Source organism: Capnocytophaga gingivalis ATCC 33624 (assembly GCF_000174755.1).
Taxonomy (GTDB): Bacteria; Bacteroidota; Bacteroidia; order Flavobacteriales; family Flavobacteriaceae; genus Capnocytophaga; species Capnocytophaga gingivalis.
On sequence record NZ_ACLQ01000016.1, the window covers coordinates 68,255 to 92,156 of the forward strand.

The 23,902-nt window shown below is 44.0% G+C and carries 20 protein-coding genes; 9 read left to right on the forward strand and 11 right to left on the reverse strand.

The window, feature by feature from the left end; genetic code table 11:
* The 4 genes from nrfD to CAPGI0001_RS05030 form a co-directional block, all read right to left on the reverse strand.
* Entirely contained in the window at positions 1–1,401 is a 1,401-nt protein-coding gene (gene nrfD / locus CAPGI0001_RS05015) for an NrfD/PsrC family molybdoenzyme membrane anchor subunit (protein WP_002667263.1), read from the reverse strand.
* Between the two features lie 77 nt (positions 1,402–1,478).
* Positions 1,479–4,577: a TAT-variant-translocated molybdopterin oxidoreductase gene (locus CAPGI0001_RS05020; RefSeq protein ID WP_002667529.1), complete on the reverse strand. Its 3,099-nt coding sequence runs from the start codon at positions 4,575–4,577 to the stop codon at positions 1,479–1,481.
* Positions 4,578–4,683: 106 nt separating this feature from the next.
* Positions 4,684–6,015 carry a c-type cytochrome gene (locus CAPGI0001_RS05025; RefSeq protein WP_002667289.1) on the reverse strand — a complete coding sequence of 444 codons (1,332 nt, stop codon included), beginning with the start codon at positions 6,013–6,015 and terminating at the stop codon, positions 4,684–4,686.
* Between the two features lie 194 nt (positions 6,016–6,209).
* The gene (locus CAPGI0001_RS05030; RefSeq protein WP_002667507.1) at positions 6,210–6,956 is read right to left on the reverse strand and encodes a hypothetical protein; all 747 of its coding nucleotides are present in this window, start codon (positions 6,954–6,956) and stop codon (positions 6,210–6,212) included.
* A gap of 142 nt (positions 6,957–7,098) precedes the next feature.
* On the opposite strand from CAPGI0001_RS05030, the gene CAPGI0001_RS12600 reads away from it, so the two are divergent.
* Entirely contained in the window at positions 7,099–7,548 is a 450-nt protein-coding gene (locus tag CAPGI0001_RS12600; protein WP_002667589.1) for a hypothetical protein, read from the forward strand.
* 71 nt (positions 7,549–7,619) lie between these two features.
* On the opposite strand, the gene CAPGI0001_RS05040 is transcribed toward CAPGI0001_RS12600, so the two are convergent.
* The 6 genes from CAPGI0001_RS05040 to CAPGI0001_RS05065 form a co-directional block, all read right to left on the reverse strand.
* Entirely contained in the window at positions 7,620–8,144 is a 525-nt protein-coding gene (locus tag CAPGI0001_RS05040) for a DUF4948 family protein (RefSeq protein WP_050769231.1), read from the reverse strand.
* 10 nt (positions 8,145–8,154) lie between these two features.
* Positions 8,155–8,574, reverse strand: a complete 420-nt coding sequence (locus CAPGI0001_RS05045) for a hypothetical protein (protein WP_002667302.1) — start codon at positions 8,572–8,574, stop codon at positions 8,155–8,157.
* A 279-nt stretch (positions 8,575–8,853) separates the two neighbouring features.
* On the reverse strand, positions 8,854–9,924 hold the full coding sequence (locus CAPGI0001_RS05050; protein ID WP_002667440.1) for a diphosphomevalonate decarboxylase: 1,071 nt from the start codon (positions 9,922–9,924) through the stop codon (positions 8,854–8,856).
* A 266-nt stretch (positions 9,925–10,190) separates the two neighbouring features.
* Entirely contained in the window at positions 10,191–12,221 is a 2,031-nt protein-coding gene (locus CAPGI0001_RS05055; RefSeq protein WP_002667566.1) for a M13 family metallopeptidase, read from the reverse strand.
* A gap of 181 nt (positions 12,222–12,402) precedes the next feature.
* Entirely contained in the window at positions 12,403–13,284 is an 882-nt protein-coding gene (era, locus tag CAPGI0001_RS05060; protein ID WP_002667400.1) for a GTPase Era, read from the reverse strand.
* A gap of 75 nt (positions 13,285–13,359) precedes the next feature.
* Positions 13,360–13,896: a CopD family protein gene (locus CAPGI0001_RS05065; RefSeq protein WP_002667608.1), complete on the reverse strand. Its 537-nt coding sequence runs from the start codon at positions 13,894–13,896 to the stop codon at positions 13,360–13,362.
* Between the two features lie 205 nt (positions 13,897–14,101).
* Between CAPGI0001_RS05065 and CAPGI0001_RS05070 the strand changes: the two genes are divergently transcribed.
* The 3 genes from CAPGI0001_RS05070 (at position 14,102) to CAPGI0001_RS05080 (ending at position 17,332) form a co-directional block, all read left to right on the forward strand.
* Positions 14,102–15,337 (forward strand): phage portal protein, encoded by a 1,236-nt coding sequence (locus tag CAPGI0001_RS05070; RefSeq protein ID WP_002667368.1) that lies wholly within the window; start codon positions 14,102–14,104, stop codon positions 15,335–15,337.
* A gap of 83 nt (positions 15,338–15,420) precedes the next feature.
* On the forward strand, positions 15,421–15,945 hold the full coding sequence (locus tag CAPGI0001_RS05075; protein WP_002667262.1) for a hypothetical protein: 525 nt from the start codon (positions 15,421–15,423) through the stop codon (positions 15,943–15,945).
* 118 nt (positions 15,946–16,063) lie between these two features.
* Positions 16,064–17,332 (forward strand): hypothetical protein, encoded by a 1,269-nt coding sequence (locus CAPGI0001_RS05080; protein ID WP_002667394.1) that lies wholly within the window; start codon positions 16,064–16,066, stop codon positions 17,330–17,332.
* Positions 17,333–17,424: 92 nt separating this feature from the next.
* Here the strand turns inward: CAPGI0001_RS05080 and CAPGI0001_RS05085 are convergent, their stop codons facing one another.
* A complete protein-coding gene (locus tag CAPGI0001_RS05085; RefSeq protein ID WP_040359708.1) occupies positions 17,425–17,823 on the reverse strand; it encodes a hypothetical protein in 399 nt (132 codons plus the stop codon).
* A gap of 483 nt (positions 17,824–18,306) precedes the next feature.
* Here CAPGI0001_RS05085 and CAPGI0001_RS05090 point away from each other — a divergent pair, with 483 nt between their 5' ends.
* The 5 genes from CAPGI0001_RS05090 (at position 18,307) to dut (ending at position 23,727) form a co-directional block, all read left to right on the forward strand.
* A complete protein-coding gene (locus tag CAPGI0001_RS05090) occupies positions 18,307–19,236 on the forward strand; it encodes a D-2-hydroxyacid dehydrogenase (protein WP_002667573.1) in 930 nt (309 codons plus the stop codon).
* On the forward strand, positions 19,233–20,315 hold the full coding sequence (locus CAPGI0001_RS05095; protein ID WP_002667438.1) for a hypothetical protein: 1,083 nt from the start codon (positions 19,233–19,235) through the stop codon (positions 20,313–20,315). The genes CAPGI0001_RS05090 and CAPGI0001_RS05095 overlap by 4 nt, the downstream gene beginning before the upstream one ends.
* 73 nt (positions 20,316–20,388) lie before the next feature.
* Positions 20,389–21,609 (forward strand): beta-ketoacyl-[acyl-carrier-protein] synthase family protein, encoded by a 1,221-nt coding sequence (locus CAPGI0001_RS05100; RefSeq protein ID WP_002667638.1) that lies wholly within the window; start codon positions 20,389–20,391, stop codon positions 21,607–21,609.
* 139 nt (positions 21,610–21,748) lie between these two features.
* A complete protein-coding gene (locus CAPGI0001_RS05105) occupies positions 21,749–23,194 on the forward strand; it encodes a lipopolysaccharide biosynthesis protein (protein WP_002667443.1) in 1,446 nt (481 codons plus the stop codon).
* 98 nt (positions 23,195–23,292) lie between these two features.
* Positions 23,293–23,727, forward strand: coding sequence for a dUTP diphosphatase (gene dut, locus CAPGI0001_RS05110; RefSeq protein ID WP_002667532.1), 435 nt, complete (start codon positions 23,293–23,295; stop codon positions 23,725–23,727).
* Positions 23,728–23,902 lie beyond the last annotated feature (175 nt).

The window sequence follows — 23,902 nt, forward strand, 5'->3', positions numbered from 1 at the left end:
CTAATGGGAATTATTAGGGTTAGCGTCTCTTAATTTTTTGTATTTCTCTCCGGAGGATTTGAGGATGGATTTCACTTCAGCTTGTGCTATCACAGGGAAAGTACGTGCGTACAAGAGGAAGAGCACAAAGAAGAATCCGATAGTTCCTGTATAGATCCCTATATCGATAAGGGTAGGAGAAAACATCGTCCAAGAGGAAGGTAGGTAATCGCGGTGCAAAGAGGTTACGATGATCACAAAGCGCTCGAACCACATCCCTATATTTACTACAATAGAGATACAGAAGGAGAAGAGGATACTACGGCGTAGCTTCTTAATCCACATGAACTGAGGTGAGAATACGTTGCAGGTCATCATCATCCAGTAAGCCCACCAGTAAGGTCCTGTAGCACGGTTAAGGAAGGCATATTGTTCATACTCTACTCCAGAGTACCAAGCCACGAAGAGCTCAGTGATATAGGCACAACCTACGATGGATCCGGTGATCATTACCACAAGGTTCATCAGCTCGATGTGTTGTAGGGTGATATAGCTCTCAAGATTGCAGACCTTACGCATGATGATAAGCAAGGTATTTACCATGGAGAATCCCGAGAAGATCGCCCCTGCCACGAAGTAAGGTGGGAAGATGGTGGTATGCCAACCAGGGATTACAGAGGTAGCAAAGTCAAAAGATACGATGGTGTGTACAGAAAGTACCAAAGGGGTAGCTAATCCTGCCAATACCAAGGATACTTCCTCAAAGCGTTGCCAGTCCTTAGCACGACCACTCCATCCGAAGCTCACCAAGCTGTATATTTTCTTTTGGAACGGTTTTACGGCTCTATCGCGTAGCATGGCGAAGTCAGGCAAAAGCCCTGTCCACCAGAACACTAAGGATACAGAGAGGTAAGTGGAAATCGCGAACACATCCCATAGTAGAGGGGAGTTAAAGTTCACCCACAAGGAACCAAATTGGTTAGGTATAGGAACTGTCCAATAGGCCAACCAAGGACGCCCCATGTGAATAATAGGAAAGAGACCCGCCTGTACTACCGAGAAGATAGTCATCGCTTCGGCAGAGCGGTTGATGGCCATTCTCCATTTCTGACGGAAGAGTAACAATACGGCGGAAATTAGGGTACCAGCGTGACCGATACCTACCCACCATACAAAGTTGGTGATGTCCCAAGCCCAACCTACGGTCTTATTCAATCCCCATACGCCTATCCCCGTAGATACGGTATAGACGATACAGCCCAATCCCCACAAGAAGGCAGTAAGGGCTATTGAGAATACTATCCACCAAAGGCGATTGGCTTTCCCTTCGACAGGGCGCGCTACATCCACAGTAACATCGTGGTAGGTCTTGTCTCCTACTATTAGTGGATTGCGTATAGGTGCTTCGTAATGCGATGCCATATTTTTTAGTTTTGAGTTTCGGGTTTTGAGTTTTGAGCTACTAACTAAGCACTCAAAACTCAAAATTATTAACTATATTAATCGTTGTTTCTTACTTTTACTTGATAGAATACGTTAGGACGTGTACCGATATGTTCGAGTAGGTGATACATACGCTCGTCCTTGCTTAGGGTTACGATAGGATCCTCTGGGTTGTTCATATCTCCGAAGGTCATCGCTCCAGTACCACAGGCTGATGCACAAGCACAAGCGTCGTTGAACTCTCCTACCTTCACCTGGCGGTTTTCACGCTTAGCACGTAGGATTACCGCTTGGGTCTCTTGGATACAGAAAGAACATTTTTCCATCACCCCACGAGAGCGTACCACTACATCTGGGTTGAGTACCATCTTACCATAATCATCGTTCATATGGTAGTCGAACTCATTGTTATTGCTGTATAAGAACCAGTTGAATCGACGTACCTTGTAAGGACAGTTATTAGCACAATAGCGAGTACCTACGCAACGGTTGTAAGCCATGTGGTTTTGCCCTTGCAATCCGTGAGAGGTAGCTCCTACTGGACAAACAGTCTCACAAGGAGCATTGTTACACTGCTGGCACATTACTGGCTGGAAGACCACTTGTGGATTATCAGAAGGGGTTTCCATTTCTCCGAAGGTAGAGAGTGAAGCACTTAGCCCTTCTATACCTTCTACTTTCTGCATATCACCCTCGAAGGACTCTTCTGAGGAGTAGTAGCGGTCGATACGCAACCAGTGCATATCGCGTGAACGCCTTACCTCACTCTTACCTACTACAGGTACGTTGTTTTCGGCATGACAAGCGATCACACAAGCCCCACAACCGGTACAAGCATTTAGGTCGATAGAAAGGTTGAAGAAATGCCCTGTAGAGTTGTCAAACTCTTTCCATAGGGTCACAGAAGTAGCTTTTACCTCCTTGTGATCAAGGGATACTTCTGGTTTTTTGTTCCACTGGTGGGCATCCTTGGTAAGGAATTCTTCTAAAGTGGTTTCCTTGACGATGTCTCCACGTCCCATAAGAGTATTGTGGAGCTGTACGCAAGCATATTCGTGAGTACCCTCTGTTTTTTTAATAGAGGCTACGGGTTGTACTGGGTTAAGGTTGTTGTAGAGTGCATATGCATTGACCCCTACTTGCATTTCTTTCTTCATGCCGGCCTTTCTTCCGTAACCGAAAGCAAGTCCTACCGAACCTTTTGCCTGTCCTGGTTGGATAAGTACTGGTACTTTGAGCTTCACATCGCCTACTTGGATTTCGGCATAGTCTCCATCGAGACCGCCATTGGCTACGTGCCAGTTCTTGATACCGAGCTCTTTAGCATCGGCTGCGGACATGGTTAGGTAATTATCCCAGCTCACACGGGTGATTGGGTCAGGGAGTTCTTGTAGCCAAGGGTTGTTGGCTTGTTGTCCATCCCCGAGACCGGTTTTGGTATATAGGGTAAGCTCGAATCCTTGGGCTGGAGCAGCTGTAAGTGCAGTGAGCATAGGGGCTACATCTTGCACAAAGGATTTTTCTGCTAATACACGCTCTTTGGGAGAGTAATAGAATCCATCATGTTGTGCTTTTTCCCAAGCATATCCCTCGGCGAGGATATTGGCTTTCCAGAAAGCTTTGATATATTCGTAGTAATTGGCATCCTTACCAGCCCATTTGAGAAGCGCCTCTTGCAATTGGCGGGTATCGAAGAGTGGACGGATCGTAGGTTGCATAAGGGAGTAATAGTCTGCACGCATGCGTACATCTCCCCAAGACTCCAAATAGTGAGGAGCCGCAGCGAGGTAAGTAGTTTTCAGCGCTGTCTCATCTGCACGGAGTGTGAAAGCCACAGAAGTACCTACCTTGGATAGGCCAGACTCGAAAGCCATGGCATCGGCAGCAGGAAGGGTGTAGAGAGGATTCACATTCGAAGTGATCAGTACCCCTACCTTTCCGGCATTCATATCGGTCAAGAGCTGCTTTAGGGCAGTGGTATTTCCTTGGCGGATATATACAGGGTTATCATAGTTAAGCGCTTGGCTATGAAGTACTTCCTCATTGATTTCCAGTGCAAGGCTTTGTGCATTGACATCCTGAATACCTGTAACTACTATCGCTTGTCCGCCTGCTTTCATAGCTTGCTCAGCGGCTTTCTTGAGGGCTGCTTCTGCACGCTCAGGAAGGCTTCCTCCTACGCTTTTACCACAGAGGTATCCGTAGAATTTGGCCAAGGCAATCTTAAGTTCAGAAGGTTTTAGCGCTACACGTACATCGGCATTGGCACCAGAGAGAGACATGTTGCTTTCGAATTGGTAATGCTTGGACATCTTACCAGTTTTGGTAGGGATACGTCCTTTGGCATATTCCTCTTCGTAGCCTCCTTGCCAGTCAGCGATGAAGTCTGCTCCGAAGGAAACAATTACTTTCGCTTTGGAGAAATCATAGTCTGGTAAGGCACGCTCGCCATATTTCTTTTCGAAAGCAAGTACGGCAGCTTCTTCTGAAACAGCATCGTAGATTACGTGCTTAGTATTAGGGTATTTTTCAGTAAATTCTTTGATAAGGTTCTCTGTAGAAGGGCTGGCGAGAGTACCTGTAAGGATAACAATCTGTTTTCCTTGTGCTTGCGCGTCATTGAGCGCCTTCACCATGGCTGTATCGAGTGTATCCCAAGTAATATTTTCAGACCCTTTTTGAGGATTTTTGGCACGTAGGCTATCGTACATAGAGAGTACAGAAGCCTGTACACGGGCATTACCACAGCCACGGTAAGCGGCTTCGCGATTGTTCTCCACACGGATAGGGCGTCCTTCACGAGTTTTGACAAGGACAGAAGCAAAGTCAAACCCATCGGCCATAGTAGTGGCATAGTAGTCAGGGATACCTGGGCGTATCTGCTCGGGGAGTACTACGTAAGGGATCGCCTTGTGTACAGGTCCTTCGCACGCCGCTAAGGCAGCCGCAGCAGTAGTGAAACCTACATACTTAAGGAAGTCACGGCGTGTGGTGGAGCTCTCCTCCATCGCTTCTTGGTTTCCCAAGAATTCATGTTCGCCTGAATATAAGGTAGGGAGCTTATCGACAAACTCATTTTGATGAATCTGCTCTATCACGGGGTTGTTTGTATCCAACTCCTCTACACTTCTCCAATATTTTTTTTCTGATGACATGTTCTTAATTGTTAATTGTTAATTGTTAATTGTCAATGACTTTATGACTCTTTCTTTATCACTGGTTACTTTTCATTAATCATTAATCATTGAACATTAATCATTATTAGTAGTGGCACTTACCACACTCTAAACCACCGAGCTCGGCGATAGTAAGTTTTCCTTTACCTTTTTTCGCAGCCAATTGTTCATGTATTTTTTCATAATACGGATTGGCATCATTCACTTCGGTAGTACGGTGGCAGTTGATACACCATCCCATGGTAAGGGGCGCATGTTGCTCAACCACTTCCATAGTTTGTACGTCGCCATGGCACTGTTGGCAAGCCACTCCTGCTACAGTAACGTGCTGAGAGTGATTGAAGTACACATGGTCAGGAAGGTTGTGGATACGTGTCCATTTCACAGGTTTTTGTACTCCTGTATAGGCCATATTTTCAGGATCCCAGCCTACTGCTTGGTATAGCTTTTGGATTTCCCCATCGTAGAACTCTTTGGTATACTGAGCGGTTACAGGTCCGGTATACTCATCGATAGTCTTATGACAGTTCATACATACGTTCAGGGAAGGAATACCTGCAGTCTTGGAAGTACGCGCTGCTGAGTGACAGAACTTACAGTCTATCTGGTTGTCCCCAGCATGGATTTTGTGAGAGTAGTGAATCTCCTGTATAGGCTGATATCCTTGGTCTACACCCACTTGCATAAGATAGCCATAGGCAAAGTAAGTAGAGGTAAAGAACAAGAGAAGTCCTACCACAACGGTAATAATTTTATTCTTTACAAAGACATTCCACAAAGGATAGTATTTACTTTGTTTGAGGTATTCTTCTTGGTTGTTTTCTTTGGCTAACTTCTTGATTTCGCGATTGGTCTTGAAGACAATAGCCAAGAAGATAAGTAGAAGTGCTGCAGAGGCGATTCCCAATACCAAAGCAAGAGATCCTTTGCCTTTGGGCGCTGTAGGAGCTGCAGCAGGAGTGTCAGCAGATGCAGTAGCTGTATCTGGAGTAGCAGTAGCTGGAGTATCTGTAGCAGCAGGGGTAGCAGCTTCTGCTTTAGAAGGATCAGCGATATAGGCCAATACATTGTCAATATCCCCATCGGAGAGGATACCGTCATAGGCAAGCATAGGTACTTTGTTGTACTCTTCGAAGATAGCTATAGCGTCCTTATCACCTGCATCGATAAGGGCTTTGCTATTTTTGATCCACTTGTGTAGCCACTCTGCGGACTTCTTTTCAGTAATACCTCCCAGTGGAGGCCCTACGAGCTTGCCATCTAACTTATGACAAGCCGCACAGTTGGCTTTGAACAAGTCCTTCCCCTTAGCTGCATCCCCCGAGGCGTCTTGTCCAAATAAGTAAATAGGGAGAAATGCTGCTAAAAGCCAGAGCTTCTGCAACTTACTTCCCTTATGGTTCTTACTCTTTTTCATATAAAAAAGCTATTAAAAAAACAAAAACTATCGATTTTTTATGTATGATAACTAAGGGAAATCCCCCTATATATATCACGGTGCAAAAATATAAATTCTTAATGAAATTTAAAAGAGGGTAATGCCTTTTTCTTGTAATTTGTAAAAAGTCTAAATAAGATGAAAGTGAAGAGGTAAAAAGTGGCTATTCATTTTCACTTTTTCAGTTCTTCTGAGGTGAAGTGGAAGTATTTGTTTTCCTTTTGAGTAGCTTCCTCCTGAGCAGCATTGTCCTTGACTACATAGAAATAAGTGCCTGTCTCCAAATCCTTAACTAAGGCTACATCTCCTGTATATCTTCCTACAGAAAACTTCAAAGAGACTCTATAATGCGGCAACTTGAGTACTTGTGCTACGTAAGTGGCTACTTCTTCTTTAAAAGAAGGATTATAAGAGATATTTTCTCCATTACGCTTGAAAACATACTTTGCAATAGAATTAATATCGTTAATCTGCTCTGCATCCTGAGCTAATTGCTTATCGTAATCGAGATCTCCTGTACTTTTGATTAGGTAAAGTACCCCTTTGGATGGAAAATGAATATAGAACTTACCCAAATCGGCATCTATTTTTTCATCTTCTCCCCCACATCCTATTCCATAAACAGAGAAAAAATCTACATGAAAAGATACATAATGTCTATTTATTTTTTCATAGACCCCATGAGTAGAAGGAGAACAATCGTCCTTAGATGAGGTAAAAGAAGAAGCAATAAAAATCTTATTCTTAATAAAGTTTACTTTGTACCCTCTTTTTTCTTTAGTTTGCCTTTCTAAACGATACATATCCATAGAGGTTTTTTTTCCAAAGAGTTCATAGAGATACCACTCACCTTTTATCTTATTTTGAGTGAATGCTAAAGTATAACTTCCTAAAAGAAGTGTGAGAATAATTAGTCTCATATTGTTTGATTTTATACAGAGTACAAAGTTAGTGAACTTTTTTCTAATAGCCACCAGAACGAAATTCTTTTTTTGGGGTTAGGAGTATTAAGTATGAGTGGTTTGGCATTGTTTTTGTACTTCATCTCCTGAAAAGAAAATCATGAAAAAAATCTTAGTAACATTTGCGTTATTTTATACGATCTTAAGCTCTGGACAAGAACTTATAGGAAAAGTATGGAATAGCAATCATATATTTGGGAAAAATCCGAAAGAAAATAATTTGTATATCTTGACTAAACCCTACGATCCTGAAGGGGATTGGGGGGATCATATAGAACTTTCCCCTGATGGGAGGTTTCATTCATGGTATTCTGCTAAGTGTGGGAATGATTGTTTTAGAGACTCTTATGGTACTTATGAAAAAATCAATGCGTTTTATATTCGCTTTCATCTTAGCAAAATAACCAATAGTTGTGATGTAAGAACTCAAAAAAAGAAGGAAACTAGCCTTTATTATATACATAAAGTATCTGAGAGAAAAATATACCTTATCAAAAGTACAGGCGACCTGATAAAAGACCAACAAAAAGCAATGAACAGTGAGCAGTGAACAGGGCTAAGTCAGCGAATTGTTCTTATACTCCGCTCACAAGAGCGTCTTAGGCACTCTTTTCTATTCCTTTATCTATCATAGTTTAGTTCTATGTACCAATTGTCACCTAATTCTTTAACTAAGTAACAGTTTTTCATTGAATCATAGCGCTTTTCGGACATATCTACCTCTGGCGGACAGATTTCTACATCACTCATTTGGCTGAAATTCTTTTTTGTATAAAGAAAATTTTTATCAACACCCCAACCTATTCCTCCATAGGAATAATAATTGAAACTGATCTCATTATCAGAAAGGACTGTTATTCCACTACATTGTATATTTTGTAGCAAGGAATCCAATTTTCTCTTTTTGCTTATACTCAATTGATTGAAATAAATAGAATCCTTTACATTTTTATATTTTCCTTCCACTAAAATAGGGGGATAATCAAATGCAGAAATTGTATCCTCTGCGATGACTTGCCGAATCATTTCAAAATCAGTTTTATGCTTGTTAAAATGATGCATCATTTCCTCATCAGTAGGGTCTTTCACAGCTGGTTTGCAGCTTTTTATAGCAAAAAGTATTAACAATAGGATTTGTATTCGCATGGTTCTATACTTAAAAGGCTTTTTTATTTCTACATTCCCCTATAATGGTATCAGGTTCATAGAAATTACCATATTTTTCGTAATATCTTATGATACCAACTTGTTCTGAGGTATCTTCCTTACATTTCCCTATATAAAAAACACCTATACCGTTTTGCTCTTGATAATGATGTATATATTCTCTAAGATATCCACCTACTCTTTTGCTTTCTATAAAAACTTTGGTACTTGAGGAATATTCATAGAACTCCATAAAATCTTTTCCTTTTTGATTTTTGATGTATTCTATAATTGCCTTTTTTACCTTATCCGGAGATTGGGACAGATTTTTTACTAAAACTACCCCCTTTATGGCCTTAGATTCTACAAATTGCACTTTTCCTCCCTCACAAGAGAGAAAAACTACCAAAAATAGTAATAATATCCTCATAGCAAACCTTGTTGTGTATTTATTCTGGCTTTATAAGCCAACAAAACGCACTTCTCTCCGTTACGAACTTTTTAATAGTTAATGTAAGTTCAATATAACGAAAACTCCCACAAATTCAGCAAGTAGCCTCAATTGGCATGAGGGGAAACCTAATTGGCATAGTAGAGACGCCATAAATTGCGTCTTACCCTATTAGCCCCTCACTGGCAGGGAATTACCCTACCCTATTCAAGGGCAAATGGCTCGAGCTATTCAAGGGCGAATTGCAATTCGCCCCTACTACGGCTCACTCTTCACTTCATCGTAGATCACCTCTTGGTCTTGGCAAAGAGGTTTGAGTTCTCTTTCTATAAAAGGAATAATGTCCGCCTTGTACGCTTTGGGGTAGAGTAGGTGTATATTAGCCCCAGCATCGAGGGTAAAGCAAAGAGGCTTTTGAGTGCTCGCGCGTAGATACCAAATCTTCTCGATGGCAGCAATGGTATTAGGACGCATAAGCAGGTAGTAAGGGTCTGAGGTCATCATCATAGCGTGTAGGGCGAGGGCTTCGCTCTCTACTAAGTCCATAAAGCCCTCGAGGTCTCCCTTTTTGAGAATACTCTTAAGGGCTGCGATATGTTCACGAGCCTGTAGAAAACGTGCCTCAGCATACGGGTGTCCTATCATGAGCTGATGCCCCTTGGTGCTACTTACAGGCTTTTGCCCCTTGTCAATAAGTAGAATGGTATCCTGATAGGTATTGAAAACTTCATGTACATCCTCCATAGGGATTCCGTAGAGATCGGAGCTACCCATCACAGCCGAATGTTCCCCCCAGAGCACTACCCCTGAGTAGGTACTACGGCAGGCACTACCGGAGCCCAAACGGGCTAAGAAAGAGGCTTTTTCATGAAAAAATTGCTCTGTCATCTCAGGGTCAAAGAGGTTTTCTATTTTCATCAAGCATACCGCCAAAGCAGCCATAGCACTGGCAGAAGAGGCTATACCGGCACTGTGAGGGAAAGAATTGCTCGAACGGATCACAAAATAATAATCCCTGAGAAAAGGTATATAGTTGCGGATACGGGTGAAGAAGGTTTCTATCTTGGGCAAGAAATTATCCTTAGGCTCCTCATCGAAGAAGAAATCAATCTGGAAGCTACTGGTAAAGTCCGTTCTGGGCGCCATCTCTATGACAGTCTCTGTATAAGAATGAGACAGCGTGAAGCTAATAGAGGGGTTCATAGGGATTTGTTCGTCTCTTTTTCCCCAATATTTCACTAAAGCAATATTGCTATAGGCACGATGACGCACCTTCGCGGCCTCTACCCTCTCACTATAGGCCTTAGGGATGAATTTTTCTACAAGCATTTATTTAATATGATTGAATGATCAATAATTATATAGTTATTTGCGTGTGCAAAGATACAAAAAAGAACCATGTCAAGATAAAATGAAAAACGAAGTGTGAAAGAGGTTGTCCGAAAAGTCTTATTCATGAAAGGTGATTTGCAAATCGCCCCTACAAGAGGATTTAAAACAAGTGATTTTCAATAGAATAAAATTCGAAAATATTCGATTAAACTTTGAAAAATAATGTTTTGGACAACCTCGCTCACTGTTCACTGCTCACTGTTTTACCATATTTTGATTCTTTCCTCAGGTTTTCTATAGAGTTTGTCACCTTCTTTTACTTGGAAAGTCTGGTACCAAGCCTCCACGTTGGTCAGTGGGGCGAAGGCACGGAGGTAGTCAGGAGCGTGTGGGTCTGTCTTGATCTGGTTGGCAAGGTTCTGATCAGTAGTCAGGGAGCGCCATACGGTAGCCCACGCGATGAAGAAGCGTTCGTTTTGGGTGAATCCACTTATTTTTCCTACATCACCATGGTCTTTTAGGTACATTTGTAAAGCATCGAAGGCGATATTGGCACCGCCAAGGTCTGCAATATTCTCTCCATTGGTGAAGATTCCATTGACAAAGATTCCCTTGACAGGTTCATATTGGTCATATTGCTTGGCGAGGGCTTGTGTTGCTTTTTCGAAATTTGCCTTATCGGCGGGACTCCACCAGTTTTGTAGATTCCCATCAGCATCGAACTCGGCACCACTATCGTCAAATCCATGGGTTATCTCATGCCCGATGATCCCCCCGATAGCCCCAAAGTTCACGGCAGGATCTGCCTCGAAGTTGAACATAGGCGCTTGTAGGATGGCCGCAGGGAAGACAATCTCGTTGTAGAGCGGATTGTAGTAGGCATTGACTGTTTGTGGGGTCATGCTCCATTTGGACTTATCCACGGGCTTGCCAACCTCGTCAAGGCTCTTTTGGTAATACCACTGGGAGATGTGTTGTAGGTTTTCGGCAAGGGAAGCCTTAGGATCTATGATGAGCTTGGAATAATCCTCCCACTTGTCAGGATATCCCACCTTCACTCCCAGTTTGTCGAGCTTGACAAGGGCTTTTTTCTTAGTTTCCTCACTCATCCAAGAGAGGTTTTTGATATGCTCCACAAAGCTCTTTCTTAGGTAGCTAATCAGGGTAAGCATCTGTTCTTTGGATTCTTTAGGGAAATATTTCTCTACATAGAGTTTGCCAAAAGCTTCTCCCAAAGATCCATCGATGACACCAAAGGCGCGCTTGGTGATGGAGCGTTGCTCTTGTTGGCCACGGAGGTACTTGTTATAAAACTCAAAGGAGAGGTTGTCGAGCTGTTCATTGAGGTTGGTGATATTGCTCAGTACCAACATATACTTGAGATAGTCCTTAAGCAAGGGCAAGTTGGCAGCATTGATGAGCTTGTCATAGTCTTTGTACAAGCGCATTTGGGAAAGGATCACCTTGTCCTCTGTCATTCCTACGTTTTTGAGCAAAGCAGGCAGGTCGAGGTTCTTGACCAAGGCTTTGAGCTCGGTCATGGTCTGAGGGTTATAGCTTAGGTTAGGATCACGGCTTTCCTCATTGGTGAGCATGAGCTTGGCGATACTTTTCTCAAAGGCCACCTGTTTGCTTGCTTTTTCCTTAGGGTTCTTTTCACCAATGGCTTCGAATACCTGAGCTACAAAGCCTTCATACTTTTGCAAAGCCTCGGTATTGCTGGGGCTTTCCTTTTGGTAGTAGTCGCTGCCCATCCCTATGGAGAACTCACTCAGATAGGCAACATTGGTATTGGAGTCCTTCATATCGGCATAAGCACCCCAGCTACAGATAGGGTTATTGCCTGTGAGCGTTGCCTCCTCTAAGTATTTCTGTAGATCGGCGAGGGAGGTGATAGCGTCAATCTTCTTGAGCTGTCCCTCGATAGGGGCAAGACCTTGTGCATTGCGCGTAGACCAATCGGTGTATTGGCGGAAGAGGGTTTGTATCTTTTGACCTTCAGAGCCTTCAGGATATTCTTTTTTGTTCAGGTCATCAAGAATCGAAAGACAGTTGTTTTCAGTGATTTCATCCAGCATGTAGTAGGTACCCCATGAGGTCTTATCGGCTGGAATTTTTGCTGTTTTCATCCACCCTCCATTTACATAGTTATAGAAGTCGTCTTGTGGGCGGACAAGGGTATCCATCGCCGATAGGTCAAGTCCTTTTTCTTCGACCTTGTTCTGTGCTTCCTTAGCTGGGTTGCCACAGGCAGCCACTAAGGAAAGAGAGAGAAGTAAAGAAATTTTATTCATTGTGTTTCTAATTTAGATTATAGACTTTGTTAGATAATTAGGTAATTGGGCTTCCATTTTCAATCTTCCTTAAGTTCTCCACGCTACCGCAAGCATTTCGCTCATGCCTATCACAAGGGAGCTATTAGCCCCCTTAAGAGAGTTCACTCTGGGTGCTGGCATTCACCGCTCACTGCTCACTCTAATTAGAGTATCCAAATCGGCGGAGCTGTCCTAAGTCGGAGCGCCAGTTTTTATTGACCTTCACATAGAGTTCCAGGTGGATCTGCTTGCCAAAGAATTTCTCCAAGTCATAGCGGGCTTGCGTGCCTACTCTCTTGAGGGCTTCACCGCGATGACCTATGATAATACCCTTCTGACTGTCGCGCTCTACCATGATGATACTACGGATACGAATAATCTCGTCCGTCTCGCTAAAAGTCTCTGTCTCCACCTCCACTGCATAGGGGACTTCCTTCTTGTAGTTCAGAAGGATCTTCTCACGTATAGTCTCATTGACAAAAAAGCGTTCGGGCTTATCGGTAAGCTGGTCTTTGGGATAGAAGGCAGGGGATACAGGCAGTAGCTCCAAGATACGATGAAAGAGTGGCGCTACGTTGAAGTTCTCCAAAGCTGAGATGGCATAGATCTCCCCCTTAGGAACTTGCTGTTGCCAATAGGCAACGGCTTGCTTGACAGTCTCCTCATCGGAGCGGTCTATCTTATTGATTAGCACCAAGACAGGCACTTTTGCTTGGTTGATCTTACGGAAGAAGTCGGCATCCTTGAGTTCCTTCTCCCCTATCTCGACCATGTAGATCAGGATATCGGCATCCTCGAAGGCATCCTTGACAAAGTCCATCATAGAGTTTTGCAACTGGTATGCTGGCTTGATGATCCCAGGAGTATCGGAGAAGACCACTTGAAAGTCGTCCCCACTGACAATCCCAAAGATACGGTGCCGCGTGGTCTGTGCCTTGGAGGTGATGATCGAAAGTCGCTCGCCTACAAGAGCATTGAGCAAGGTAGATTTCCCCACATTGGGATTCCCTATAATATTGACAAATCCTGCTTTATGTTCCATTTTCTTTTAGGAGTTAGGAGGGTTAGAATAGGTAATAGTATCATTTATCATTAATCATTGAACATTGTTCATTGATTATCGTTTTCTATTGACAATCTTAACAACGGCCATGATGAGGGCACCCATCGCGACAAAGCTCAGGAGGGTAGCCCACCAGTAACTAAGGAATAAGCCCCTGAGTACCACAGCAAAGACAATAGCAAAGAGCAGCAAGGTAGCCACCTCATTGGCCATGCGTAGCTTCACTGAGCTATAGCGGGTGTGCCCCTGTTGTAGTTCCCTGAGGGTACGCCAACTCCAATAGTGGTATACTAACAAGAACACCACTCCTAAGAGCTTGATATGCATCCACCCCTGAAGGAGATATGCCCACTGTGTCGCCCACAGCATATAAGCTCCAGTGAGCACCACAATCACCAATGCTGGCACCGTGATGATATTCCACAAGCGCTCTTCCATAAAGCTATACTGCCTATGGAGGATACCTCGTTCTGGCTCACTCTTGCCCTGTAGCGCTTCTGTATGATAAATCAACAAGCGCACTATATAGAATATCCCTGCAAAATAACTAACAACAAAGATAATATGTAATGACTTGATTATTAAATACACTTTTTAAAATGTTCGATGATTTCTTACTTTCACTTTGCAAAGTTACGAAATTATTTTAGAATATAAGCCATTAATCATCATTGATTGTTCACTAATCGTGATTCTCAGTTCTCCTCTCACTTCTCTACGTTTCTTTGCTTGACTTCACCCTGTGTGATATCGTACTTTTGCAACATAAGCAGTGTTAGCCAAATTATTATTTATCATGTTTGATTCTCAATTTTCTTCTCTTCCTCCTTTGCAGGCGATACAGTTTCTTCAATCAGGGAGAGACACCACAGCACCAGATCCCGCTGCGGCACGTCAGGCTCTTGATCCACGACAACACCCTGTGAATAATCCCCTCTTGCGTCGTGATAAGCGTGTCTCTACCTCCGAGGGGCTCTATACGGAGCCTGTTGCCCGTATTGCCCTGCCTTTGCAACAACTCATCATCAAGCGCTCAGTGGCTTTCCTCTTTGGCAAGCCAGTACGTTATGAGTACACCAAGGATACCCAGGAGCACGAGCAGGCTTTTGCTATACTGGAGAATATACTCGCCCAAGCCAAGGAGAACAGTCTGAACCGCCGCTTGGCACGTGCCGTGTTTTCCTATGGAGAATGTGCAGAGCTATGGCATGCCCTACCACTGGCTACCCCCTCTCTCGCCTATGGTATCCCCTGTGCTTTCAAGCTCCGCTGTTCGCTCCTCTCCCCTGCCTTTGGCGATAGTCTATACCCCTTCTTCGATGCCGTGGGAGATATGGTCGCCTTCTCCCGCGCCTATACGGCCGACGATCCCTCTTCTTCCCTACATGGCAAGGCCGCTTACTTCGAGACCTACACTGCCGATTTTCACTATCTGTGGAAGAATACCTTAGGCGACTGGACTCTCGAAGAGGGATACCCCGTGGCCAATCCTATCGGGAAAATCCCCGTGGTATATGCCCACCAGCCTCAGCGCGAGACACAGATAGTGGATCCTCTTATCGAACGATTGGAACACCTCTTGTCCAACTTCGCCGAAACCAACGACTACCATGCCTCGCCCAAGATTTTCGTCACCGGACACATTCAGGGATGGAGCAAAAAGGGCGAAGCAGGTTCCATCATAGAAGGCGACAAGGATGCTTCTATGCAGTACATCTCGTGGAACAGCGCTCCCGAGTCTGTCAAGCTCGAGATGGATACCCTGCTAAGAATGATCTACACCCTCACCCAGACCCCAGACATCTCTTTCCAAAACCTCCACTCCATGGGTACCCCTTCAGGTGCTGCCCTTAAGCTCCTTTTCTTGGACGCCTCGCTCAAGGTTCAGGACAAGCGCGAAATCTTTGATGCCTATCTGGCACGCCGCCTGAGTATCCTCAAGGAATACCTCGCCCTGCTCCACATCCCACTGAGAGAGGCCGCCGCCTCCTTACAAGTAAAAGCAATGATACAACCCTTAATTAATGATTAATGATCAATGAATAATTAATCATTGAACATTAACCATTGAACATTAATCATTGAACATTAATCATTGAACATTAATCATTAAAAATGAAACGTATCGCTATTTTTCTTACTCCTTTAGTACTTTTGTATGCCTATGATAAGCAGATAGCCCTACGGGATAGGCTGTACTATCTATGGCATACCCTTTCGACTTGCGCCCCCATAGTGGTGCTCACTAACTATTTTTATGCATGGCAACAGACCCATCAGGCTTTTATCATCGCCTTAGTGGTAGCCCTCTCGGTCAATCTCGTCATTGGGGCACTCTACCATATACGTAACCACTCTTTCTCTTGGAGAGCACTCTTGATCAAAAACGCTCAGATGCTTGGAGTTGTCGCCGCTGTATATCTCCTCTTAGACCTCTTGAAAGTCCCCTTGAGAGAAACCTCCACCGGCGAAGTCTTCGAAAGCACCCTACAGATGATGACCTTGCTATACCCAGTGAGCAAGGCCATCAAGAACATCTTTGTACTCACTCATGGCAAGTATCCTCCCTCTTGGGTGATCAAAGCATTGTATAACTACGAAAAAGAAGGAAAACTCAAGGAGTTCTTTGTCAATGAATAGTGTCAATGATTTATATCCTCTACAGAAAAAAATAGGAATAAAAACTCAAAAAAATTTTCTTATCTTAGAAAAAAAGTTATACCTTTGTGAGGAAAAACAACTCTTAAAATAAAATGCTATGATAAAAAAGCTACTACTCCTTAGTCTCTTTTGCCCTACCCTGATGTGGGGACAGGAATATCTGCGTAAGAACCTCAACGAGGAAGGCTCCACCTATATCAAGGCCAGTCTCTCGGCCACCTTCTGGGCAAGATACTACGAAGCAAACCCTCACACACAGATCAATGGTACTGAGGTGAGCCGTGTCACTGACTTCTCGGTACGCCGCTTACGTATCAATGTACAAGGACAACTCACCCCTAAGCTCTATGTATATGGGCTCTTCGGGGGGAACAACTACAACTTCACCAGCAAGAATGAGGATCGTATAGGTATCCTTGACCTCTATGCGGACTATCAGCTGCTCCCTGAGCTAACTCTTGGATTGGGAAAATTCGGATGGAATGGTAGCCGCAACGCTATGAAAGCCAGTGGTAGTATGATGGGATTGGATGCTCCTAGCTTCCCGCTCTTCACCGTGAACAAAAACGATGATGCCGTCCGTAGCCTCGGTGCTTTCGCTAAGGGACAGATACAACAACTCAGCTATGTCTTTACCATCAAAAGCCCATACACCGTAACTACTGAACCTAAGGAAGGGGTAGTGGATTATGCCAAAAATGCTCCTCATAAACAATATTCTGCCCACCTAAAGTATGATTTTTGGGAATTGGAAAGCAACAAAACTCCTTATACAGCAGGTACTTATGTAGGAAAGAAAAAGGTACTAAACCTCGCCCTAGGGGGTGTATACCAAAAGGATATGATGAGTGAACTCCAAAATAGTGTAGTTAAGTACTACGATTATAAGAATTTCTCCGCCGAACTCTTCCTCGATACCCCTCTTTCCGAATGCAACGATGCTATTACCATCAATGCAGGCTACTATTATACTGATTTCGGCCGTGACCATATCCGATACATAGGCAATAACAACGGAAGCCCCTCGATCATGAAAGTCTCTTCCAACGAATACCTCAATGGTGCAGGAGCCGCCTATCCTATGATGGGATCAGGTAGCACCTATACCCTCTTAGCAGGCTACCTTTTTGGCAAAAGTGAAAAATTCGATGCCCGTATACAGCCCAATATCAGTGTACAATACTCCAAATTCCATGGGCTTAACGACGCTATGGTAGCCTATGACCTCGGTGCCAATATCTTCTTCAAAGGTCATAGCAACAAGCTCAGCTTCTGCTACCAAAACCGCCCTATCTATAACCAACAGAAAGAAGTGGCCATGCGCAAGGGAGCCTTTATTGTTCAATATCATATTGTCTTGAACTAATACAGCTAAAAGACAACTAAAGTAGAGAAAATAGGCTATCCGAAACGGATAGCCTATTTGTTATTAAGGATGCATTTTTAAGAAAGACTTTTTTACAAATCAATTATAAAATACCTACTGCCAAGTACAAAAGTAGCTTTGCCATCATTCACCATAAGTTCTTGTACTTCATACACCTCTCCACATTCGTTTTCTTGAGAAGCGCCTTTTATTAGTATTGTATAGGTTTTTGTCCTATTTTTCAACAGAAGGGTTTCACCGCTATTATCTTTAAAAAAATCCCTTGGAAGAGTACCACCATCCAACATAATGTCGTTTGCATTATAACCTTCTATCCAAGACAACCCTTTTTTTATGGAAGATATATGCTGCTCTCTTTTGTCCCTTATCTTTAGGAAAATAGCATTGTCATCTATCTCCCCTTGTTTGAAAAAAGAGGAATATTCTGGAGAATTCTCCTTGACCCTGATATATAGTTTATAAGGCCCCATGTCACATGGATCTGAATCCTTTTTGTAACTACAATTACAAAAGGAAATCACTAAAAGAAATAATATAAAAAACTTTTTCATAACTAATAGATATTATTGATTATTCTAAGTATATAGGTATTTTCTCTCTTTGTATGTCCTTACTGAAAAGTACATTCTTCCCATAGATATAGAATTAGGGAAGAACCCTAATTAGAAAAGTATATACTCCTTTTTGTAGTTCTGTAGCTGTTAGTAGAGTTTCCTTTTTCTTAAAGAAAATCAATCTTCACTATTTGGCTACAAAGGTAGTCCTTTTTTAGAAATATTCAAAATAATTTATGTTAAAAATATTATCTTCCTGAGCGAAAAAATGATTCTTTTCTTTTTGGTAGAAAAAAAGGAATTTTGTACCTTTGCCTTTAATTATGCCCTAAATAACATAGGGGCGAAAAATTCTCTGAGAGTTCGCTCTTTTGGACTTTGCCCCCAAAAAAAGATTGTATGAAAGCCGTATTTTTAGACAGAAACACCCTATCCTCCCATATGGAACTCTCCGTACCTCAGGGAGTTACCCAGTGGTTAGTGTATGAGAGTACCTCCCCAGAACAGCTGCTCACCCACTTAGCAGGAGCGGATATCGCCATTACTAACAAGGTGAAGATCCGAAGAGAGCACCTCGAGCAGCTCCCCCAGCTCAAGTTCATACAACTCACTGCCACGGGAATGGACAATATAGATACTGAGGCCGCCAAGGAATTGGGCGTAACAGTCAGGAATGTTGTAGGCTACTCCACTGAGAGTGTCGCCGAACATTTCTTTATGCTCATGCTCGCTTCGCTCCGAGGGCTCAAGCCCTACCATACCGCTGTGGAGACAGGAGTATGGCAAGCCGATGGGCGTTTCTGCCTTACCGAGCCTACCCTCTTGGACTTGCATACCCGCACCCTGGGCATCATAGGAGTGGGAAATATAGGCAAGGCTATCACCGAGCGCGCCAAAGCCTTTGGCATGCGCGTACTTTGGGCAGAACGCGAAGGAAAAGCCCCTCGTAATAGCGACTATACCCTCTTCGACGAGGTACTTGCCCAGAGCGATATCCTCTCCCTGAACTGCCCCCTCACCCCCGAAACCCACCACCTGATCTGTGAGCGCACCTTAGCGAAGATGCAGCAAAAACCCTTACTTATCAATGTGGCTCGTGGTGCTGTAGTAGATCCACAAGCAGTATACGATGCCCTACAACAAGACAAGATCTTAGGCTTTGCCACCGATGTATTCGAACAAGAACCCCCACGAAAGGATGACCCGCTCATGCAACTGGCTCAGCACCCCAGAGTACTGCTCACACCTCACGTAGCTTGGGCTAGCCAGTATGCTCTTGACAAACTCTGGAAAAAAGTAAAAGAACAGATAGAACAGTTTATCCAATGAAAAACAAAGAACAAAATTTAACTTTTCGCTCTTCTCTCTTTTTTCTGTGTTTACTCCTCTGTGCATGCAAGCAGTCTAAAGAAAATACCCCTGAGGATAGTACTCCTGCCCCTACTCCTACTGAGGAGGGAAAGATCACCTTCCTTAGTGAAAACCCATCGCCTGTAGTGGCGTATGACTCTATCCCCAAGCCCATCTATACGGATGATATTGACTTGTATGAGCCTAATCGGAGCTTTGACTTCAAGAGTATATACTTCTCCCTCTCCACTATATATAACAACGATTCCTTAGATATTCCTCCCCAATATATCAAGGAGCAGAAGAAGATGAGCCGAGAGGCATTGAGCTACTTTCCCTTGGAGGGCAAGTACCGCCAGAATATTTTCGAGCGAATGAAACTGACGCCTAAGGATACTATTTTTCTCTACAGTTATCAGGAAAATCAACTTAGAAAATACCCTCTAGCGGATACTCGCTCAGTAGCGGCGGTGAATGTATATGCCGATATAGAGAATATCAGCGCTTGGGATTATGAGGTAGGCTTTGAACTAAAGCGCGCCAAGGATTCTATTGTGTCCCCCTTGTCGGATGTATTTTTCAATTCCTTTGTCTATATAGGAAAGGAAAGCCCTTTTTCGTTGGAATCAGGAATAAGACAGATGCAATGGAAAAAAGTCAGTCCTAAGGAGTTTCCAGCTTCTTATAAGCTCTTGGATGACAATTACTTAGTAGGTAATACCTACAAGTATGTATCGGCTGAGGTGATTTGTTATGTACAAGATTTTGATTTTGATAGTAGTAAGAGTGAGGACACCTACTATGGTAGCAAGCGCTATTTTGTGGCGGTAGATGCCAAAAGTAAGAAGATACTCAAGCGGGCTTTCTTTGAAGAAGGCGAATCCACCTCTTTTGCTCCCTTAGACAACGGTCAGATGTCCCCCTTTATCGGACGATTTCTCAAGGGTAAACCCTTAGCTATCTACGGATTGGTGTATGAGAGCTTTGGTTGTAATCCGATTATCTTCTTGGACGATGCCTATGAGAATATCTACCCAAGATGTGATAACAGACACTGATATAATGATAATGTCCATCTTTTTTCGTACCTTTGCCGCTAATCCCCTAACACCTAAAACCTAACACCTGAGAATGAAGAATCGAGTAGTGATCACCGGAATGGGTATCTATTCCTGTATAGGCACCTCCTTGCAGGAGGTACAAGCGTCCTTGTACGAGGGGCGTTCAGGCATCATCTATGATGCCGAACGTAAGAAATATGGCTATCGCTCCGCCCTTACAGGGGCTGTGCCTGCTCCACAGCTCAAGGAGCTCTTGGGGCGTAGGGAGCGTATCTCCATGGGGGAAGAAAGCGAATACGCCTATATGGCTACTCTTGAGGCAATGGCTACCGCTCGGATAGATGCCGACTACCTCAAAACACACGAAGTGGGAATCCTCTATGGCAACGACAGTGTCGCCGAATCGGTGATTCTGACCAACGACCGCATCCGTGAGAAACAAGATACAACCCTAGTAGGTTCAGGCGCGGTATTCCGTACGATGAATTCGACCGTAACGATGAATCTCTCCACACTCTTTGCCCTCCGAGGGGTCAATATGACCATCAGTGCCGCCTGCGCCAGTGGCTCCCATGCCGTGGGCTTGGGTTACCTACTCTTACAAAGCGGCATGCAGGAGATGATACTCTGCGGTGGAGCTCAAGAGACAAACAAATACAGCATGGGTAGCTTCGATGGCTTAGGTGTATTCTCCATGCGCGAGGATACCCCTGAGCAGGCCTCTCGCCCCTTCGATGCTTCTCGCGATGGCTTGGTGCCCAGTGGGGGAGCGGCAACACTGGTACTGGAAACCTACGAGAGCGCGCAGCGCCGTGGAGCACCCATCCTTGCCGAAGTGGTAGGTTATGGCTTCTCCTCCAATGGCGGACACATATCCACCCCCAATGTGGAAGGCCCTGCTCAAGCGATGGCACGCGCACTGGCCAATGCCTCCATGCAAGCCTCCCAGATAGACTATATCAATGCACATGCCACCTCCACCCCCATAGGGGATGCCAATGAGGCTAAAGCCATTCATCAGATATTTGGCAGCCAAACTCCTGTAAGCTCCACTAAGTCCATGACCGGACATGAGTGCTGGATGGCGGGCGCTAGTGAGATTATCTACTCCATACTGATGATGCAACACGACTTTATCGCCCCTAATATCAATATAGAACGCTTGGACGAGGATTCCCAAAAACTCAATATCATCACCCATACCCAAGAGCGCCCTATCAAGGCCTTTCTCTCCAATTCATTTGGATTTGGAGGCACCAACTCGGCTTTGGTAGTGAAGAGTGAAAAATGAAGAGTGTTTTGTTAGAAAAATGAAAAGTGAAGAATGTAGCCAGCGAGAACCCACAGCTGAGTATGTGGTGAAGAGTGAGTAACTGATCACTGATCACTGACTACTGACTACTGATCACTGACCACTAACGACTAAAAGAATGAGTATCCGACAATTATTCAAACATACCGCCATTTATGGCTTGGCTACGGTAATGCCTCGTTTGCTGAACTTGGTACTGACCCCCTTGCACACCAGTGCTCGTACGCTTTCGCAGGCGCAATATGGGCTCTATCAGGGACTTTTTGCCTATATGATATTGGGCAATGTACTGCTAACCTATGGTATGGAAACTGCCTTCTTCCGCTTTATGAACCGTGAGGAAGACCCCAAGCGTGTCGCAGCTACCTGCCTGACGTCCTTAGTCGTTACCACCCTTGTCTTTTTAGGGGTAGGCTTACTCCTATCTCAGTCTATAGCTGTATGGTTAAGCTACCCTGCTATCTATATCCGTTATGCTATATGGATACTCGCTTTGGATACCTTGGTAGCGATTCCCTTTGCTTGGTACCGGTATTCAGGACAATCACTACATTATGCTTTTATCAAAATCGGCAATGTAACGGTGAACTTAGGGCTGAACCTTCTTTTCCTCCTCTATTTTCCTTTTCTGGAGAGCAAAGGCTACCGACTCCCCTTGATGGAGCTTGTCAGTGACAAAACTCAATACATTTTCTTGGCAAATCTCATTGCCAGCCTACTAACCTTTATCTACATGTTACCCCTATATAAGCGTATCGGATTCTTGTGGGATGTAGCTCTATGGAAGCGACTTTTCCAATATGCTTTCCCTGTACTGATAGCAGGAATAGCCTTTTCTATCAATGAGGCTTTTGACCGTGTCTTTATACGTATGCTCTACCCTGCCTCCCAAGCCGATGCCGTGGTGGGGCTCTATGCAGGTTGTTACAAGATGGGCGTATTTATGACCCTTTTCATCACTGCGTATAAGCTAGGAGTGGAACCCTTCTTCTTCTCCAATGCTGCTGATAAGAATGCTCCGCAGACCTATGCCAAGGTAACCGAATACTTTAGTATCTTTGCCGGTGGAATACTCCTCTTTGTCTGCGTATATATAGACCTCTTCAAGTGGTTGCTCATCCCTAACCGTGCCTATTGGGAAGGACTGAAGATTGTTCCCTTTGTCCTTATGGCCAATCTGTGCTTAGGACTCTATCATAGCCTATCGGTATGGTACAAAGTCACCGACCGTACCCATTGGGGAGCGATTATCTCCCTTATCGGAGGGGGGATTACCATCGTGGCCAACCTTAGCCTAATCCCGCTATGGGGCTATATGGGAGCTGCAGTAGCTACTTTCTTAGCTTATGGTGGGATGATGCTCTTATCCCTATGGATAGGGCAAAGAAAATACCCTATCCCCTACCCTTGGCAGCGTATAGGAGGCTTTCTCCTACTCTCAGCAGGACTCTCCTTAGCCTATTTCTACATAGGAGAGCGCAATCTTTTTGTAGGAAGTACCGCCGTAATAGGGTATGCTTTCTTAGCCTACAAAAGCGTAAAGAGAGTGAAAAGTGAAAAATGAAGAATGTAACCAGGCTCATGAACTTAGGTGCGACCATCTATAGAACCCTATATAATCCTAAAACCCTATAACCCTTAATTTCTATAACCCTAAAAATCATGGAAGTAAAAATCATCAATCATTCTGGGCATGACCTCCCTGCCTACCAAACCGCCCAATCTGCAGGTGTGGACTTACGTGCTTGCCTAAAGGAGTCCGTGGTACTCCACCCTATGGAGCGCAGACTTATCCCCACAGGACTCTTTATAGAACTGCCCGACGGGTACGAGGCACAGGTAAGACCTCGTAGTGGCTTAGCTCTCAAGCATGGAATTACGGTACTCAACAGCCCTGGCACTATCGATGCAGACTACCGTGGAGAAATCTCTGTACTGCTGATCAACCTCTCCCAAGAGAATTTCGAAATTGCCAATGGAGAACGCATTGCCCAGATGGTCTTTGCCCCATATACTGCCGCAACCTTTGTCCCTACGGAGAAACTCTCCCAAACAGAAAGAGGCACAGGAGGGTATGGAAGCACAGGAAAGCAGTAAGCAGTAAAAAATTTCCTCCCTAAGGGGTAAAAAGAAAAAAGACTTGCTGGTGGGCAGGTCTTTTTTCTTCTTTCTGTATGAAAAAATGCACTTATTTTAGGAATCAGTTTTTGAAAAATAGTAGGAAAATTGCCTTTTATCCTTCCTTATAAAGAATCAGAGTGATATAAATAAT

What these genes read in the sequence shown, in the direction of transcription:
- nrfD (WP_002667263.1), bottom strand. Translation starts at nt 1,401, where the DNA reads ATGGCATCGCATTACGAAGCACCTATACGCAATCCACTAATAGTAGGA.
- CAPGI0001_RS05020 (WP_002667529.1), bottom strand. Translation starts at nt 4,577, where the DNA reads ATGTCATCAGAAAAAAAATATTGGAGAAGTGTAGAGGAGTTGGATACA.
- CAPGI0001_RS05025 (WP_002667289.1), bottom strand. Translation starts at nt 6,015, where the DNA reads ATGAAAAAGAGTAAGAACCATAAGGGAAGTAAGTTGCAGAAGCTCTGG.
- CAPGI0001_RS05030 (WP_002667507.1), bottom strand. Translation starts at nt 6,956, where the DNA reads ATGAGACTAATTATTCTCACACTTCTTTTAGGAAGTTATACTTTAGCA.
- CAPGI0001_RS12600 (WP_002667589.1), top strand. Translation starts at nt 7,099, where the DNA reads ATGAAAAAAATCTTAGTAACATTTGCGTTATTTTATACGATCTTAAGC.
- CAPGI0001_RS05040 (WP_050769231.1), bottom strand. Translation starts at nt 8,144, where the DNA reads ATGCGAATACAAATCCTATTGTTAATACTTTTTGCTATAAAAAGCTGC.
- CAPGI0001_RS05045 (WP_002667302.1), bottom strand. Translation starts at nt 8,574, where the DNA reads ATGAGGATATTATTACTATTTTTGGTAGTTTTTCTCTCTTGTGAGGGA.
- CAPGI0001_RS05050 (WP_002667440.1), bottom strand. Translation starts at nt 9,924, where the DNA reads ATGCTTGTAGAAAAATTCATCCCTAAGGCCTATAGTGAGAGGGTAGAG.
- CAPGI0001_RS05055 (WP_002667566.1), bottom strand. Translation starts at nt 12,221, where the DNA reads ATGAATAAAATTTCTTTACTTCTCTCTCTTTCCTTAGTGGCTGCCTGT.
- era (WP_002667400.1), bottom strand. Translation starts at nt 13,284, where the DNA reads ATGGAACATAAAGCAGGATTTGTCAATATTATAGGGAATCCCAATGTG.
- CAPGI0001_RS05070 (WP_002667368.1), top strand. Translation starts at nt 14,102, where the DNA reads ATGTTTGATTCTCAATTTTCTTCTCTTCCTCCTTTGCAGGCGATACAG.
- CAPGI0001_RS05075 (WP_002667262.1), top strand. Translation starts at nt 15,421, where the DNA reads ATGAAACGTATCGCTATTTTTCTTACTCCTTTAGTACTTTTGTATGCC.
- CAPGI0001_RS05080 (WP_002667394.1), top strand. Translation starts at nt 16,064, where the DNA reads ATGATAAAAAAGCTACTACTCCTTAGTCTCTTTTGCCCTACCCTGATG.
- CAPGI0001_RS05085 (WP_040359708.1), bottom strand. Translation starts at nt 17,823, where the DNA reads ATGGGGCCTTATAAACTATATATCAGGGTCAAGGAGAATTCTCCAGAA.
- CAPGI0001_RS05090 (WP_002667573.1), top strand. Translation starts at nt 18,307, where the DNA reads ATGAAAGCCGTATTTTTAGACAGAAACACCCTATCCTCCCATATGGAA.
- CAPGI0001_RS05095 (WP_002667438.1), top strand. Translation starts at nt 19,233, where the DNA reads ATGAAAAACAAAGAACAAAATTTAACTTTTCGCTCTTCTCTCTTTTTT.
- CAPGI0001_RS05100 (WP_002667638.1), top strand. Translation starts at nt 20,389, where the DNA reads ATGAAGAATCGAGTAGTGATCACCGGAATGGGTATCTATTCCTGTATA.
- CAPGI0001_RS05105 (WP_002667443.1), top strand. Translation starts at nt 21,749, where the DNA reads ATGAGTATCCGACAATTATTCAAACATACCGCCATTTATGGCTTGGCT.
- dut (WP_002667532.1), top strand. Translation starts at nt 23,293, where the DNA reads ATGGAAGTAAAAATCATCAATCATTCTGGGCATGACCTCCCTGCCTAC.